General features: G+C 56.6%; 14 protein-coding genes. 4 read left to right on the top strand and 10 right to left on the bottom strand.

Going from position 1 to position 13,101, the window contains the following annotated elements; translation table 11 throughout:
• The first annotated feature begins 11 nt into the window (after positions 1-11).
• Positions 12-1,088, top strand: a complete 1,077-nt coding sequence (locus AKU79_RS04610; protein WP_050522741.1) for an ABC transporter ATP-binding protein — start codon at positions 12-14, stop codon at positions 1,086-1,088.
• Positions 1,089-1,238: 150 nt separating this feature from the next.
• Here AKU79_RS04610 and AKU79_RS04605 read toward each other — a convergent pair whose 3' ends face one another.
• The 4 genes from AKU79_RS04605 to AKU79_RS04590 all read right to left on the bottom strand — a co-directional run bounded on the left by AKU79_RS04605 (position 1,239) and on the right by AKU79_RS04590 (position 4,641).
• Complete coding sequence (locus AKU79_RS04605; protein WP_050522395.1) at positions 1,239-1,856, bottom strand: TetR/AcrR family transcriptional regulator; 618 nt, start codon at positions 1,854-1,856, stop codon at positions 1,239-1,241.
• Positions 1,849-2,730 carry a polyphosphate kinase 2 gene (gene ppk2 / locus AKU79_RS04600; RefSeq protein WP_050522394.1) on the bottom strand — a complete coding sequence of 294 codons (882 nt, stop codon included), beginning with the start codon at positions 2,728-2,730 and terminating at the stop codon, positions 1,849-1,851. The genes AKU79_RS04605 and ppk2 overlap by 8 nt, the downstream gene beginning before the upstream one ends.
• A 96-nt stretch (positions 2,731-2,826) precedes the next feature.
• On the bottom strand, positions 2,827-3,744 hold the full coding sequence (gene metA, locus AKU79_RS04595) for a homoserine O-acetyltransferase MetA (RefSeq protein WP_050522393.1): 918 nt from the start codon (positions 3,742-3,744) through the stop codon (positions 2,827-2,829).
• Between the two features lie 27 nt (positions 3,745-3,771).
• The gene (locus AKU79_RS04590; protein WP_050522740.1) at positions 3,772-4,641 is read right to left on the bottom strand and encodes a thioredoxin domain-containing protein; all 870 of its coding nucleotides are present in this window, start codon (positions 4,639-4,641) and stop codon (positions 3,772-3,774) included.
• 124 nt (positions 4,642-4,765) lie between these two features.
• Here AKU79_RS04590 and AKU79_RS04585 point away from each other — a divergent pair, with 124 nt between their 5' ends.
• The gene (locus AKU79_RS04585; RefSeq protein ID WP_050522392.1) at positions 4,766-5,374 is read left to right on the top strand and encodes an NYN domain-containing protein; all 609 of its coding nucleotides are present in this window, start codon (positions 4,766-4,768) and stop codon (positions 5,372-5,374) included.
• A gap of 66 nt (positions 5,375-5,440) precedes the next feature.
• On the opposite strand, the gene AKU79_RS04580 is transcribed toward AKU79_RS04585, so the two are convergent.
• The 5 genes from AKU79_RS04580 to AKU79_RS04560 all read right to left on the bottom strand — a co-directional run bounded on the left by AKU79_RS04580 (position 5,441) and on the right by AKU79_RS04560 (position 10,059).
• The gene (locus tag AKU79_RS04580) at positions 5,441-6,580 is read right to left on the bottom strand and encodes an OmpP1/FadL family transporter (RefSeq protein ID WP_050522391.1); all 1,140 of its coding nucleotides are present in this window, start codon (positions 6,578-6,580) and stop codon (positions 5,441-5,443) included.
• 129 nt (positions 6,581-6,709) lie between these two features.
• The gene (locus AKU79_RS04575) at positions 6,710-7,588 is read right to left on the bottom strand and encodes a DMT family transporter (protein WP_050522390.1); all 879 of its coding nucleotides are present in this window, start codon (positions 7,586-7,588) and stop codon (positions 6,710-6,712) included.
• Between the two features lie 198 nt (positions 7,589-7,786).
• A complete protein-coding gene (locus AKU79_RS04570; RefSeq protein WP_050522389.1) occupies positions 7,787-8,767 on the bottom strand; it encodes a methyltetrahydrofolate cobalamin methyltransferase in 981 nt (326 codons plus the stop codon).
• Positions 8,768-8,782: 15 nt separating this feature from the next.
• A complete protein-coding gene (locus tag AKU79_RS04565; RefSeq protein WP_050522739.1) occupies positions 8,783-9,715 on the bottom strand; it encodes a methylenetetrahydrofolate reductase in 933 nt (310 codons plus the stop codon).
• A gap of 47 nt (positions 9,716-9,762) precedes the next feature.
• Entirely contained in the window at positions 9,763-10,059 is a 297-nt protein-coding gene (locus tag AKU79_RS04560; protein WP_050522738.1) for a virulence factor, read from the bottom strand.
• 213 nt (positions 10,060-10,272) lie between these two features.
• Here AKU79_RS04560 and AKU79_RS04555 point away from each other — a divergent pair, with 213 nt between their 5' ends.
• Both AKU79_RS04555 and AKU79_RS04550 read left to right on the top strand, forming a co-directional pair.
• Positions 10,273-11,403, top strand: a complete 1,131-nt coding sequence (locus AKU79_RS04555) for a Ppx/GppA phosphatase family protein (RefSeq protein ID WP_050522388.1) — start codon at positions 10,273-10,275, stop codon at positions 11,401-11,403.
• Positions 11,404-11,415: 12 nt separating this feature from the next.
• On the top strand, positions 11,416-12,150 hold the full coding sequence (locus tag AKU79_RS04550; protein ID WP_050522387.1) for an RlmE family RNA methyltransferase: 735 nt from the start codon (positions 11,416-11,418) through the stop codon (positions 12,148-12,150).
• Between the two features lie 85 nt (positions 12,151-12,235).
• Here the strand turns inward: AKU79_RS04550 and AKU79_RS04545 are convergent, their stop codons facing one another.
• Positions 12,236-12,805: a YcbK family protein gene (locus AKU79_RS04545; RefSeq protein ID WP_050522386.1), complete on the bottom strand. Its 570-nt coding sequence runs from the start codon at positions 12,803-12,805 to the stop codon at positions 12,236-12,238.
• Between the last annotated feature and the right edge of the window lie 296 nt (positions 12,806-13,101).

The following is a 13,101-nucleotide window of genomic DNA, read 5'->3' as shown; positions in this document are numbered from 1 at the left end:
ATAAACCCACCATGATTGCGTTTCAGGACGTGCAAAAATATTATGGCGATTACCATGCCTTGCGCGGGATTACGGCCGAGATTAGGGCGGGTGAGTTTTTCTCGCTACTCGGGCCTTCGGGTTGTGGCAAGACAACGCTTTTGCGTACGATTGCCGGGTTTGAGGGCATTTCTTCGGGCGCCGTAATGATTGACGGCCGCAATATGGCGGGGGTTCCGGCAAACCAACGGCCGACAAATATGGTGTTCCAATCCTACGCGATTTTTCCGCATTTGACTGTTGCCGAAAACGTCGGATTCGGGCTGCGCAAGGCCGGGCTTTCCAAAGCTGAGATGGCGTCGCGGGTCGGTGACGCCTTGGAAATGGTGGGTCTGAAAGGCTTTGGTGATCGTGAGGCCCATGCGCTTTCGGGTGGGCAGCGGCAACGGGTTGCTTTGGCGCGGGCGTTGATTTTGAAGCCCAAAGTCTTGCTGCTGGATGAGCCGCTTTCAGCGCTGGATAAAAAGATGCGCGAGCAGATGCAGGTGGAATTGATCCGCTTGCAACGCCAGGTGGGCATCACGTTTATTCTGGTCACCCATGATCAGGAAGAAGCCCTGGTTATGTCCGACCGGATTGCTGTGATGTTTGAAGGTGAGATCGCGCAGCTGGCCGACCCTGAAACCCTGTATCGGCGCCCCAATAGCCGGAGAGTGGCGGATTTTATTGGGACGATGAACTTCCTGCCTGCCCAGATTATTGGCGAATCCGGTGACACGGTTGAAGTCGAGGCGCAGGGCTTTGGGCGGCTGGTTTTGAATGCCGAGCAGGCGCCGGGGGGAACCTCGGGTGAGGGGGCGGTTGTAGGGTTTCGGCCCGAAACGTTGACGATCCTTTTTGAAGGCCAGACAGCGAGCGATCGCGAGAGTATGGCTGTGATTGAAGAGGTCGTTTATTACGGCGACATGACCTATTATGATGTCAAATTGGCCGGGTCGGATGCGGCGATCCGGATTTCGATGCGGAACGTTTTTGGCCGCCCGGTTCTGGAAATCGGGGATGAAACGCGGGTTGCCTGGTCTCCGGGGGCCTTGGTGCTGTTTCGCTGAACTGTCCGCGTGCGGTCACTTTGTTAACTAACAGAAAACAAACAAAAATCCCATTTCCGTTAACTGATTGTTAAGCCCTGTTTGCAACGCGAACAGGGTGATCGGGCAGGCCGATTGCGGGGTGTGCGCAACGTGCCCCCTTTTCAACGCCTAGTTATCGGGCGGCAGTAGCCCCAGCCCGCGCAGGTAGATGCCGATGCCGGTTTCCAGCAGATCTTCGGGCGGGTAGGGGCTTTTTGCCCCCGGTGAACCGCGGGCGAACAGCTCGACCACGCCATGGCTGAGCGCCCAGATATGGGCCGAAAACATCGAGGCAGGCGGGCGCTTTGCCGGTGGGAGTTGTTGTGACAATTGCACAGCGGCGCGCTCCATCACGCCACGCGCTTTGGCGGCGGTGGTTGCCAGTTCGGGATGGGCAGACATTGCCAAGCCGCTTTCAAACATGGCCTGATAATGGCCCGGATATTTGCGGGCAAAGGCAAGATAGGCGCGGCCTGTCGCCTCAAACGCCTGCAAGGCGCTGGGTTTGCCATCATTATAGGCGTATTCCATCAAAGCGGCAAAGATATCATAGCCTTGGCGGGCGGCCTCGGCGATCAGCTCATCCCGTCCGGCGAAATGGCGATAGACGGCGGCGGGGGTGACGCCGGCCTCTTTGGCGGCCTCGGACAGGGTAAAGCCTTGCGGGCCTTTTTCTGTAATCAGGTCCAGCGCTGCCTCGACCAATGCCTGTCGCAGGTTGCCATGATGATAACCGCGTTTACTCATCCGCGGAATCGGCCCAGAGCGCAGGGGTACCGCAAATCGCAGGGTCGGGCGTGCCGATCAGCGTGTCATCCTTGCCGGCATAATCGACTGCCCGCAGAAGGGTTTGAATAGCGGCAATACGGGCGCGCTTTTTATCGTCCGAGCGGATGACCGTCCAAGGCGCGTGGTCGCAGTGGCTGCGCGTCAGGGTTTCTTCGATGGCGGCGCTATAGGCGTCCCATTTTTTCAAGCCCTCGACATCAATCCATGAAAGTTTCCACTGCTTGAGCGGGTCTTTTTCACGCGCGAGAAAGCGGCGGAGCTGTTCGGCCTGACCGACATTCAGCCAGAGTTTGACCAGTACAATGCCCTCATTCACCAGCATTTCTTCGAAACTGGGAAGCTGGGCAAAGAAATGTTCGCGCTGATCAGGGGTACAAAAGCCAAAGACATGCTCAACAACACCACGATTGTACCAAGAGCGGTCGAACAGCACCATTTCACCGGCCGCAGGTAGCCAATCAATGTAGCGTTGAAAATACCATTGTGTCGCTTCGCGGTCAGAGGGTTTGGAAAGGGCGACGACCGAGGCAACACGCGGATTCAGGTTTTCGCGGGTGACGGCGATTGTACCCCCTTTGCCGGCGGCATCGCGCCCCTCATAAACCACGACCACACGCTTGCCCGTCTCTTTGATGTCGGCTTGCAAGCGCACAAGCTGGCGTTGCAGGCCGCGCATCGCGGTTTCATAATCCTTGCGCTTCATCTCGCGCTTATAGGGATAGGATTTCGACAGGATGTCGTCTTTATCAGCTTTTTCCAGCGTTTTGCGGACAGGCTTGGGCGCGTCTTGGGCCAGAAACTTGCTGATTGCTCCGTCAAAAGGCAGGTCCATAGCGGGCTCCGTTGGTTGGTTTATGGCAATATGGCGGGTTGTAGGCTGCGGTGCAATCAGCGGTTTGGTGCGCGTGCGGAAGAGGCGAAGACAGGGTTATTGGCCAATTTGCGCGATATCATAAGGGGTTGACTGGTAGATTTCATTAATCCAGTTGCCGTACAAAAGATGCGCGTGGCTGCGCCAGCGGTTCAGCGGTTTATTTGCAGGATTGTCATCCGGGTAGTAGTTTTGCGGCACGTTAATCGGGGTGCCGGCGGCGATGTCGCGGTCATATTCCTGCTTTAGCGTCTCGTTGTCATATTCGAAATGATTGAAGATATACAGCGCGCGATGTGCCGCGTCCTCGACCAGGCAGGGGCCTGATTGATCCGAGCCGAGCAGAATGTGCAGGCCGGGTGCGGCGTCAATTTCGGCCTGTTTCATTTCGGTCCAGCGCGACACAGGTATCACGCAATCATCTGAAAACCCGCGCAAATACGGCGAGGTAGGGGAAAGGTTCTGATGGCGGAAACAGCCGAACGCCTTGGCGGGCAACATGTGTTTTTGCACGCCATGAAAATGGTTGATCATCGCCATGCCGCCCCAGCAAACGCCAAAGGTGGAATGCACGTTGGTTTGCGTCCAGTCCATGACCTCGGTCAGCTCATCCCAATAGGTCACGTCTTGAAAGGGCAAATGCTCAATCGGTGCGCCCGTGATGATAAGGCCGTCGAATTTTTCATCCCGCACCTCTTGGAAGGGGCGATAGAAGGCTTCCATATGTTCGGCGGCGGTGTTTTTGGTTTGGTGTTCCGACATGCGGATCAGCGACAGATCAATCTGCAAGGGCGTGGCACCGATCAGCCGCGCGAATTGGTTTTCGGTTTGGATCTTTTTGGGCATCAGGTTCAGCAGCGCAATTTTCAGCGGGCGGATGTCTTGATGGCTGGCACGGTCGGGTGAAATCACCATGACGCCTTCCTTTGACAAAACGTCAAAAGCGGGCAGGTCTTCGGGCAGGGTGATGGGCATAATTTTGGCTCCGGTCTCGGACAAGAATTAGGGGGCGGTATTGCCGCGATCAAGGGCTTTGGCAATCAGGGCGATGTAATCGTCGGGTGATTTGACCTGCGCCACCTCATCTGCGGTGACGGTGACGCCCCATTTTGCCATTGCCGCATAGCGCGGGCGGCGATGGTCGAGCAGGCGGGCGTAGCCATAGCGCAGAAAGGCGTCGGGGTTTACCTGCTCTTCGGTCAGGGATTGCGCGGTCAGGTAATCGTTCCAGACCTGAAGCAGGAATTCAGGCTGATAATACATAGGCTTGGGCGCGCGATCAAAGCGGCGGATCAGGGCTTCACGATGCGCATCCGAGCCCTGGATCCAGACCAGCAGCAGGTTGCGCGACAGGGCGGTCAAAATAGGGTCGTGGGGGTCATTGGCATCAACAACCTCACAAATAGAGCCGCCGCTATCGCAGACGAAATTGTTATAGCCATAAAGGCTGGCGGCGCGTTTGATGAAACGCTCGGTATCCATCAATGCGGCTTTTTCGGCGGCCTCATGCTGGGTCTGGCGGGCGCAATATTCGGCAAAGGCCACGCCGCCAAGATCGGGGTTGCCGGGTTTGCCCAGATAGGTGGACAGCGGTGCCAGATTTTCAAAGGTGATGTTTGACGCGATATAAACGCTATCGGTCAGCAGTAATTCACGCAAAAGCGGAACTTTCATCGCCTCACGTTTAAAGTTGTCGGCGATATATTCGCCCATGTAGCGGGTGCCGATGCGGTAATCGACCGAATAGTGAAACCAACGGGCCTCATCGCGCAACATATTGGAAAGATAGGTTTTACCAAGGCCAGACATGCCAAAGAGCAAGGTTTTCTTGGCAGGTTCTGCCAGCCAGTCTTTGGATGAAGAATAGAGCATCAAGGCCTCCGCTGCGTGTTGGTGCCATGTGATAGCGCGGGCAGGGCCGGAGTTCACGCGAAAACTGCGGCTGGTGGGTGCAAGTCTGCTTGGCAAGGTGGTTTTTCACGGCTAGATTCGCGTTATGATTGTACCCGTCATTTTGTTTGCCCTCTCTGTTCTGGCATTGGCTGCGACGTGGACGATGCCAGATGCGTTTTTGCTGGCGGTGCTTTGCGCGATGGCCAGTGCGATTGTACTGCTGCGTGCGTGGTACGCGCCGGACAAGAAGGCACAGCGCCGCAAAATCACACCGCAGTACAAGAAGGCCCCGAGCCGCAAAATCTCGCGGGAAAAATGGATCGTCATCGACGGGTCAAACGTGATGTATTGGAACGGCGGCCAACCAAACCTTGAAACGGTGATCGTGGTGATCGAGCGGCTGACAAATTTGGGTTTTGTGCCCGGTGTGATGTTTGACGCGAATGCGGGCTATTTGCTGGGGGGGCGCCACCGCAATGATGTGGCCATGGCACGGGATTTGGGGTTGCCGCGTGACCGTGTGATGGTGGTGGCCAAAGGCGTGCAGGCCGATGGGTTTATTCTGCAATCGGCGCGGGATTTACAGGCGCGGATTGTGACGAATGACCGCTTTCGGGATTGGCAAGACGCGTTCCCCGAGGTGGCAAGTACCGGCTATTTGGTGCAAGGCGGCTATCGGGACGGGCGGCTTTGGCTGGACTTGGATTTTTAGCGAAAAAGGCCCCGCAGGATGTGCGGGGCCTTTCATGCTAGGGGTTAAACCTGTTCTATCAGCAGCTTAGAAGCTGTAACCAACCTTGATGCCGACGCCGACAGCGTGGTTGTCGTTAAAATTCGCTGCTGTGACTGTGTTGTTCAGCGTGGTTTGGGCATCGCCGATTTTTGTATAGGACAGGCCACCCGTGATTTTCATATTGTCGCGGGTATAGATCGCCGCCAGCGTCAGGCTTTTCTTGCCGTCATGCGGGCCAAGGTTTGCCGAAAAGCCACCGTGGGCTTTTTCATAGCCAAGCGAGGCCGAAACTGCCCAATTGTCGTTCAGCTTGCGCCCAACGCCCAAAGTATAGGTAATGGTGTCATGGTCGTAGGATACGAGGCTGCCACCGCCGGTCAATGTGTTGTAAATTTTTGGGGCGATTTTGAAATTGGACCAGTCAACCCAACGGACCGAGCCGAAGACCAATGTGTCCTTGGCAACGCCAGATTGGAATTCAAGGTTCAGTGATTGCGGTGTCTCGACCTGCATGGTGCTGGCGAGCGATGTAAGACCTGCCTGCGTAGAGGTTTCGACAACAGCAAAATCATGCTTTACCTTGGAGCTGTAGGTCAGCGCCACGCGCAGCGCTATTTCGGGCTTTTCATAAGCGGCCCCAACGACATAGCCATATCCGCCATCACGTTCGGCTTTGCCGGTATAGCTTTTGATAAAGGGCACGGATGCCACGGCTGACATGGTCTGATACTTCAGGCCGCCATAGACCGAAACATTTGACGCGGTTGTATATTTCAGCAAGCCGGTCATGGCCATCGTGTCGATTGAGGCGGTCGAGCCGCGCGCGAAATAGGTGGTTCCCGCAGGGTAGTAGACATCGGCGCCGAAAGGTTGATCGACGATCAGGGCTGCCGAAAGACGGTCGTTGAACTGATATTTCAAGCCACCAGCGATCTGGTTGTAATTGGCCGCCATATCGCCCGAGGCCTGACCCGGTGTCGGGGTTGCCAGACTTATACCGGTACCGATACCTGAGCTTGCACCAACGCCCGAAATGCTTGGTGACACGTGGCTAAAGGAAAACTCGGCGTAATTGCCTTTTTCGAACAGGATGCCCGTGGATTGGCCAGTGCGGTCAATGCCGCCGGCCTGTGCTGCGCCGGCGGTAAGCGCCGCCGCCCCTAGGGTTGCTAGGATTTTTTTCATGGTAGTTCCTCCCCGAACTTGTCCTTGAACGATTTAAAACAATGGTCCCGAAATACCGTTAAAGCGACGATTTGAATCGGTCAATTCGTTACGCCGCGTCACAAACTTTGAAGGGGAAAGTTGTTGTATCTATGCCCGTCTTGCGGCGGTTTTGCCCGCCCAAAGGTTAACACTGATGCCGATCAGGATGAGCGCCGCGCCAATTATCAAAGCAGGATCAAGGCCTTCATCATAAAGCACCCAGCCGAGGGTAAAGGCCACGGGCAGGCGCAGAAAGTCAATCGGGACGACAACGCTGGCAGGCGCAAGTGACAGCGCCGTGGTCAGGCAGAAGTGGGCGGTAAGGCCGCAGAGCCCGATCAGAACCAGCCAAGGCAAGGTCTGCGCGGTGGGCAAGGCGATAGCGCCATCATACCCCGCCATGACGATTCCCATCACCAGTTGCATGCCGGTCAGCCAGAACATGATGGAGACAATGGATTCGTGGCGGGTAAGCGATTTGGTTGCAATATTGGTGGTTGCAAAGCAAAGGGCGGCCAGCGCCGCGGCGGCTATTCCGGGGTCGAAGGCCGAAAAATCAGGGCGGGCGACAAACAGCGTACCCGCAAACCCAAAGCCGGCGGCGATTAGTTTTGGGCGGGTCAGGGACTCGCCCAGAAAGATCGGGGCGAGCAGGATAAGCCAGATCGGAGAGGTGAATTCGAGCGCAAAAACCTGGCCGAGGGGGATCATTGTTAACGCCCAGAACCAGAGGTTCTGACCGGTGAAATGCGCCACATTGCGCAAGGCGTGGCGGTGGAGGCGGTTGGTTTTCACCTCATGCAGGCGACGGGTGGTTGTGGCAACGGCCACAACGATGACAAAGCCGATGAGCGAACGCCAGGTCATGATTTCAAACGTGTCATGCACGCCCGAAACCTCGCGCCCGGCAACGGCCATGACCGAGAAAGCGGCGATAGAGCCGATCATCCATGCTGCGGCTGCGAGGGGGTGATTGCGTTCAGACATGCGCTGTTGATGGCGGCTGCGGTGTGGATTGTCCAGAGGGTAGGCATCCGCATTCAATATTTTGATTTATTGTCGAAAAATCAGGGGCGGTGCCGTTAACGCTGGCAAAACCGGTGCGAATGCGTGGAGCGGGGTGTTTTGGCTGTGTTCCATGGGCCCAAAACCATTGGGCCCATGGAGAAATTTTGTCGAAAGGCCTTAGCCGCGGCGCCCACCGCGACGCCCACCACGCCCACCGGCCGCACCGATAGAGGCCGAGGCTTCGGCAAAGGTCATCCCGCCTTCGACGGCTTCGATGACCTTGGCAAAGCGGATCCATTCGCCGCCGTTGGCATCATGGTTCATCAGGAAGTTGGCGGCGCGAATGGCCTCCATTTCCTGCAAACGCACGGGGTTCATGATGGCGCTGGTCATGCCTGCGCCAATGGCCATAGGCAAGAAAGCGCCATTGATACCGTGGCGTTGCGGCAGGCCAAAGGAAATATTCGACGCGCCGCAAGTGGTGTTTACGCCGAGTTCTTCGCGCAGGCGGCGCACAAGGGTGAACACCTGCTGACCAGCCGAGCCCATCGCGCCCACTGGCATCACCAGCGGGTCCACAACGATGTCACAAGCCGGAATGCCGAAATCGGCGGCACGTTCGACGATCTTTTTCGCCACAGCAAAACGGACATCGGGGTCTTCGGAAATGCCGGTATCGTCGTTGGAAATCGCCACAACCGGTACATTGTATTTTTTGACCAGTGGCAGAACGAGCTCTAGCCGGTCTTCTTCACCGGTGACCGAGTTCAAAAGCGGGCGGCCCTCGGCGGCTTTCAGGCCGGCCTCAAGTGCGCCGGGAACCGAGCTGTCGATGCACAAAGGCGTGTCGGTGATGGCCTGAATGCGGGTGATCAATTCGTGCATCAAGGGGGGTTCGACAAAGTTGTTGTCGGCGTAGCGCGGGTCTTCGGCCATTTTATTGGTGAAAACCGCGCCAGAGTTGACGTCAAGCACCGTGGCGCCGCAAGCAACCTGTTCCAGCGCGTCACGCAGAACGGTATCAAAATTGCCGGCCTCTAGTTCGGCTGCCAGCTTTTTACGCCCTGTGGGGTTGATACGTTCGCCGATAACGCAAAAGGGTTCGTCAAAACCGATGATTACCGTTTTTGTTTTAGATTCAATGACAGTACGGGTCATAGTTAAACTAGTTCCTTAAGATTGAGATGCAGGGGTGGCAGCGGTTCCGCCATTTTCAATGGCCCAGTTGGCATTGGTTTTGATGCCGCCAAGTGGGAAGAAATGGACAGATTGAATGCCGAAATTCGGGTGCTTGGCTTTATGCGCCGCCAGTTCGGTCACGAATTCGGTCGGCTCATAGGGCAGCAAGAGTTTGGTCACGTCCATCGCGCGTTTTTGCAGCACTTTCAGCGACGGACCAACACCGCAAGCGATGGCGAATTTGATCAGGGTTTGCAGCTTGGCAGGGCCGGCAACGCCAATATGGATCGGGATGTCGATGCCTTCGGCTGCCAGACGGTCGGCCCATTTTATGACGGGGCCGGCCTCAAAGCAAAACTGGGTCGCGATTGCCATTTTGGCATCCGAACGCTCGGAAAACGCCTGTTTCCATTTCAGCGCTTCCATTACCAGCTTATCGCCGCCGTCACGGTCAATATCGCGGTTGCCTTCGGGGTGACCGGCGATGTGCAAGCGGGTGAAGCCGTCAAACAGGCCGGATTCCATCAGCTGCATCGAGTTGTCGAAATCGCCGTGCGGTGTTGCCACGCCACCGCCCAAGAGCAGCGCCTGTTTGACATCGGCCTCGCCTTGGTATTGTGCAATCCAATTGGCCAAAGTGGCACGGTCTTTGATGATGCGGGCCGGAAAATGCGGCATGACATCAAAGCCTTCGCCTTTCAGACGCTTGGCGGTGGCGACCATTTCCTCAATCGGGGTGCCTTCGATATGGGCGACATAAACGCGGGTATGTTGCGGCAGAAGATCGCGGAAATTCTCGACCTTTTCGGCAGTGCGCGGCATCACCTCAATCGAGTAATCTTGCAAGAACGCCTCAAGCTGAGGGGCATTGGGGCTGGCAAATGTGCTTGCCGGTGCGGCCGCACGTTTGAAGTTGAAAAGAGCCACGACATTCTCCCACAGTTTGTTGGTTACGGGTGTTTTTTCCAAGGTGTTCAAGCCCAGCCGGAATTATCGATCAGTTGCTTGATGCGCGCAGTATCGAACTCGGCTTCCAGACGGGCGGCTTCGGCTTTGGCAATCTCGGCCGGATCGCCGTCAAGCGGGTAGGGTGCGGCTTTGCGCCATTCGGCAAGGTAGAGATCGGCATCTTTGGCGCCGATTTTCATCGCACAACGGTCAATCGCCTGTTCAAAGCGTTCAGGCAGCTGCACCTTGGTGCCCGAGCGGCCTTTGCCGACGATAACCTGCGCCGGAATATCCCGCCAATACACGATTGTGACCTCTGGCATCTTGCGATTCCCCTTTATCCGTTTGGCCTGTTTTAACGGTAGATCAGCGCTTTCAATGACGTTTTTCGACATCAAAACAGCTATGAGCGACCTTGCGCAGGTGATAGCAGGCCGCACCCTGCGGTGCGATAGGCGGAAAGGGTCATAATCTTCATCTTGTTTATGAGCCCTCGCGGGGGTAGCATAGTGGCAACACTGTATGGAGGGCGTGACATGACGCCCGAGCGTCCCCGGGAGGAGGACGCGATCCCTGAGCTTATCGATTCCGATGAGGCTCGGGTCGAACCGTCTGACTCCCCCCTGCCTGGGTCGGGCCAGCTTTATGCTGCGCTGGATTTGGGTACAAATAGTTGCCGGATGCTGATTGCCCGACCGCGGGGCAGCCAGTTTCAGGTGATCGACAGTTTTTCAAAAACTGTCCAGCTTGGCGCGGGGCTTGAGGCCTCGGGCAGGCTTTCGCGTGCGTCGATGACGCGGACGATCCAAGCGCTACGCATTTGTCAGAAAAAACTGGAAAAGCATCGGGTTAAGCGGATGCGTCTGGTTTCGACCGAGGCATGCCGGCAGGCCAAGAACGGGCGCGATTTTATCCGGCAGGTGCGGCGAGAGGCTGGTTTACAGCTGGAAATCATCGCGCCGGAAGATGAGGCGCGGCTGGCGGTTATTTCTTGTGCGCCTTTGGTGAATGTACAGGCCGAGCAGTTGCTGGTGGTTGATATTGGCGGCGGCTCAACCGAACTGGTGTGGATTGATCTGACAGGGGTAGAGCCATCGGACAGGCCGCGGGCGATTATGCGGCTGCATGCGGGGTTCAAGCCGCAAGGGCCGGGGCAAGCGCGGGTGGTGGATTGGATTTCGGTGCCTTTGGGGGTGGCGACGCTGAAAGACCAGTTTGCGGATGTCGAGGATGACGCCGCGCGCTTTGCCCTGATGAGCTGGTTTTTTGAGGAAAACCTGTCGAGTTTTTCGCCCTATAACCATGATAATGCGCGCGAGGGGTTTCAGATTATCGGCACCAGCGGCACGGTGACCACGGTGGCTGCGTCGTTCTTGGGGCTGAAGCGGTATGATCGGGCCAAGGTCGATGGGTTGCGCATGTCGTCGGATCAGATAGATACGGTCATCCGCGAATATCTGGCCCTGGGGCCGGAAGGGCGGCGGACAGACCCGAGAATCGGGCGGGACCGGCATAGTCTGATTATGTCGGGGGCGGCGATCTTGCAGGCTTTGATGCGGGTTTGGCCGACAGACCGTTTGTCGGTTGCAGATCGGGGCCTGCGTGAAGGCTTGCTTTATGCCCAGATGAGCGCGGATGGCGTGCTGACGGATGGGCCTTATGAATGACGGTGTAATGAGATGACCGAGAAAAAGACATCAGGCCGCGGCCAGCGCGATTTGCGCGTGCGGGTGAAAACGGCAAAAGGGCGCAAACTGTCGTCGACGCTGTGGCTGGAGCGGCAGTTGAACGACCCATATGTACAGCGGGCCAAGAAAGAGGGCTTTCGTGGCCGCGCGGCGTATAAAATTGCCGAGCTGGATGAGAAATACGGCTTTCTGGTGCCCGGCGCGCGGGTGGTTGACCTTGGCTGTGCGCCCGGTGGCTGGTGCCAGATCGCGGTTGAGCGGGTGAATGCACTGGGGCAGAACCCGAAAAAGCCGGTTGGCACGGTTTTGGGTGTGGATTTGCAGGCGATCGAGCCGATTCCCGGCGCGCAGATCCATCAGTTGGATTTCTTGTCCGAGGAAGCCGATGCCCTGGTCAAGGGCTGGTTGGGCGGCAATGCGGATGTGGTGATGTCGGATATGGCGGCGGCGGCCTCGGGGCATAAAGGTACCGACCACTTGCGGATTATTGCGCTGGTTGAGGCGGCGCTGGAATTTGCCTTTGACACGTTGGACGAAGGGGGCACGTTTGTGGCCAAGGTTCTGGCAGGTGGTGCCGAGATTGGCATGCAGAACCTGTTGAAAAAGAACTTTAAAAAGGTTGCGAACGTAAAGCCGCCGGCAAGCCGTTCGGATAGTTCGGAAAAATTCGTGGTTGCGATGGGGTTTCGCGGGCGTGAGGCGCGGGCGGCTGACACCGAAGGCTAAGGCCTTTGGCAATCGGGCAAAAGCAATGCACGCAAAAGAAAAGGCACCCCAAGGTGCCTTTTTTCATATCACTGGTGGCAGAATATTAGCCGCGCCAGCTGCGGACAGGGCCGCAATCCATATGGACAAAGTTCGAACGGCTGTAGGTGCCGACGCCACCCGATGCACAGGCCGAAGCGGCTTTGGTCATCTCTGATATCGAGCGGGATTTCAGGCGCAAATCGGCAGCCTGACCGCGCATATGCAGCGAATTTTTAGCCACACCGCGTGATTTTGACCGCAGCATCGCATTGGTTTTCGGGCTGCGGTAGCCCGATAGCAGCAGATAAGGTTCCGAGATGTTCATCAGGTTGTGCGAAGCAGCCATGATATCAATGGTGCGGGCATCTATATTGGTGGCCGTACCAGTGCGCCAATCGCGCATGAAGTGGTTGATTTCGGTCAGCGCCTCTTTGATGTAGTCGCCATCAACCCAATAAATCGTGTCGATGCTTTCGCCTGTCCGGCCGGAATACATTTTGATGCGTCGAATATCACCTGCACCACGCAAAAAGCCAAAAGCATTGCTATAGGTTGGTGTTGCAATCAGAGCGGTTGCTGCAAACGCACCAAGCAGCCCACGCCGTGAGATCATCGTTGCCGTATCATTTGTCATTCTGAGCGCCTGTCCCGTCGCTGGTATTCTACCACTTTTCAGCAGTCTTTTTGTGCAAGTATCCCCAAGTGCCCTTGCCTTATTGCACAAGTGGATTCGCAACCCAAGTGAAGATTCGCCGTGGTTCCCAGGATGCCGCCCAATAGGCAAAAAATTGCTTAAAATGGGGCAGGGTGTCTAAAATGGTGGCAAAAAAAGGCCGTGTGCCGGGAATGCGACAGTTTGCGCACTTTGACCTTCTTGACTGTGGACAGCCACGGTAAATGCACTAGATTGAAAGAAGTTGCGCGACTGCT

It is taken from the genome of Pseudorhodobacter wandonensis (assembly GCF_001202035.1).
GTDB lineage: Bacteria > Pseudomonadota > Alphaproteobacteria > Rhodobacterales > Rhodobacteraceae > Pseudorhodobacter > Pseudorhodobacter wandonensis.
This window is presented reverse-complemented; position numbering and strand designations above follow the sequence as displayed.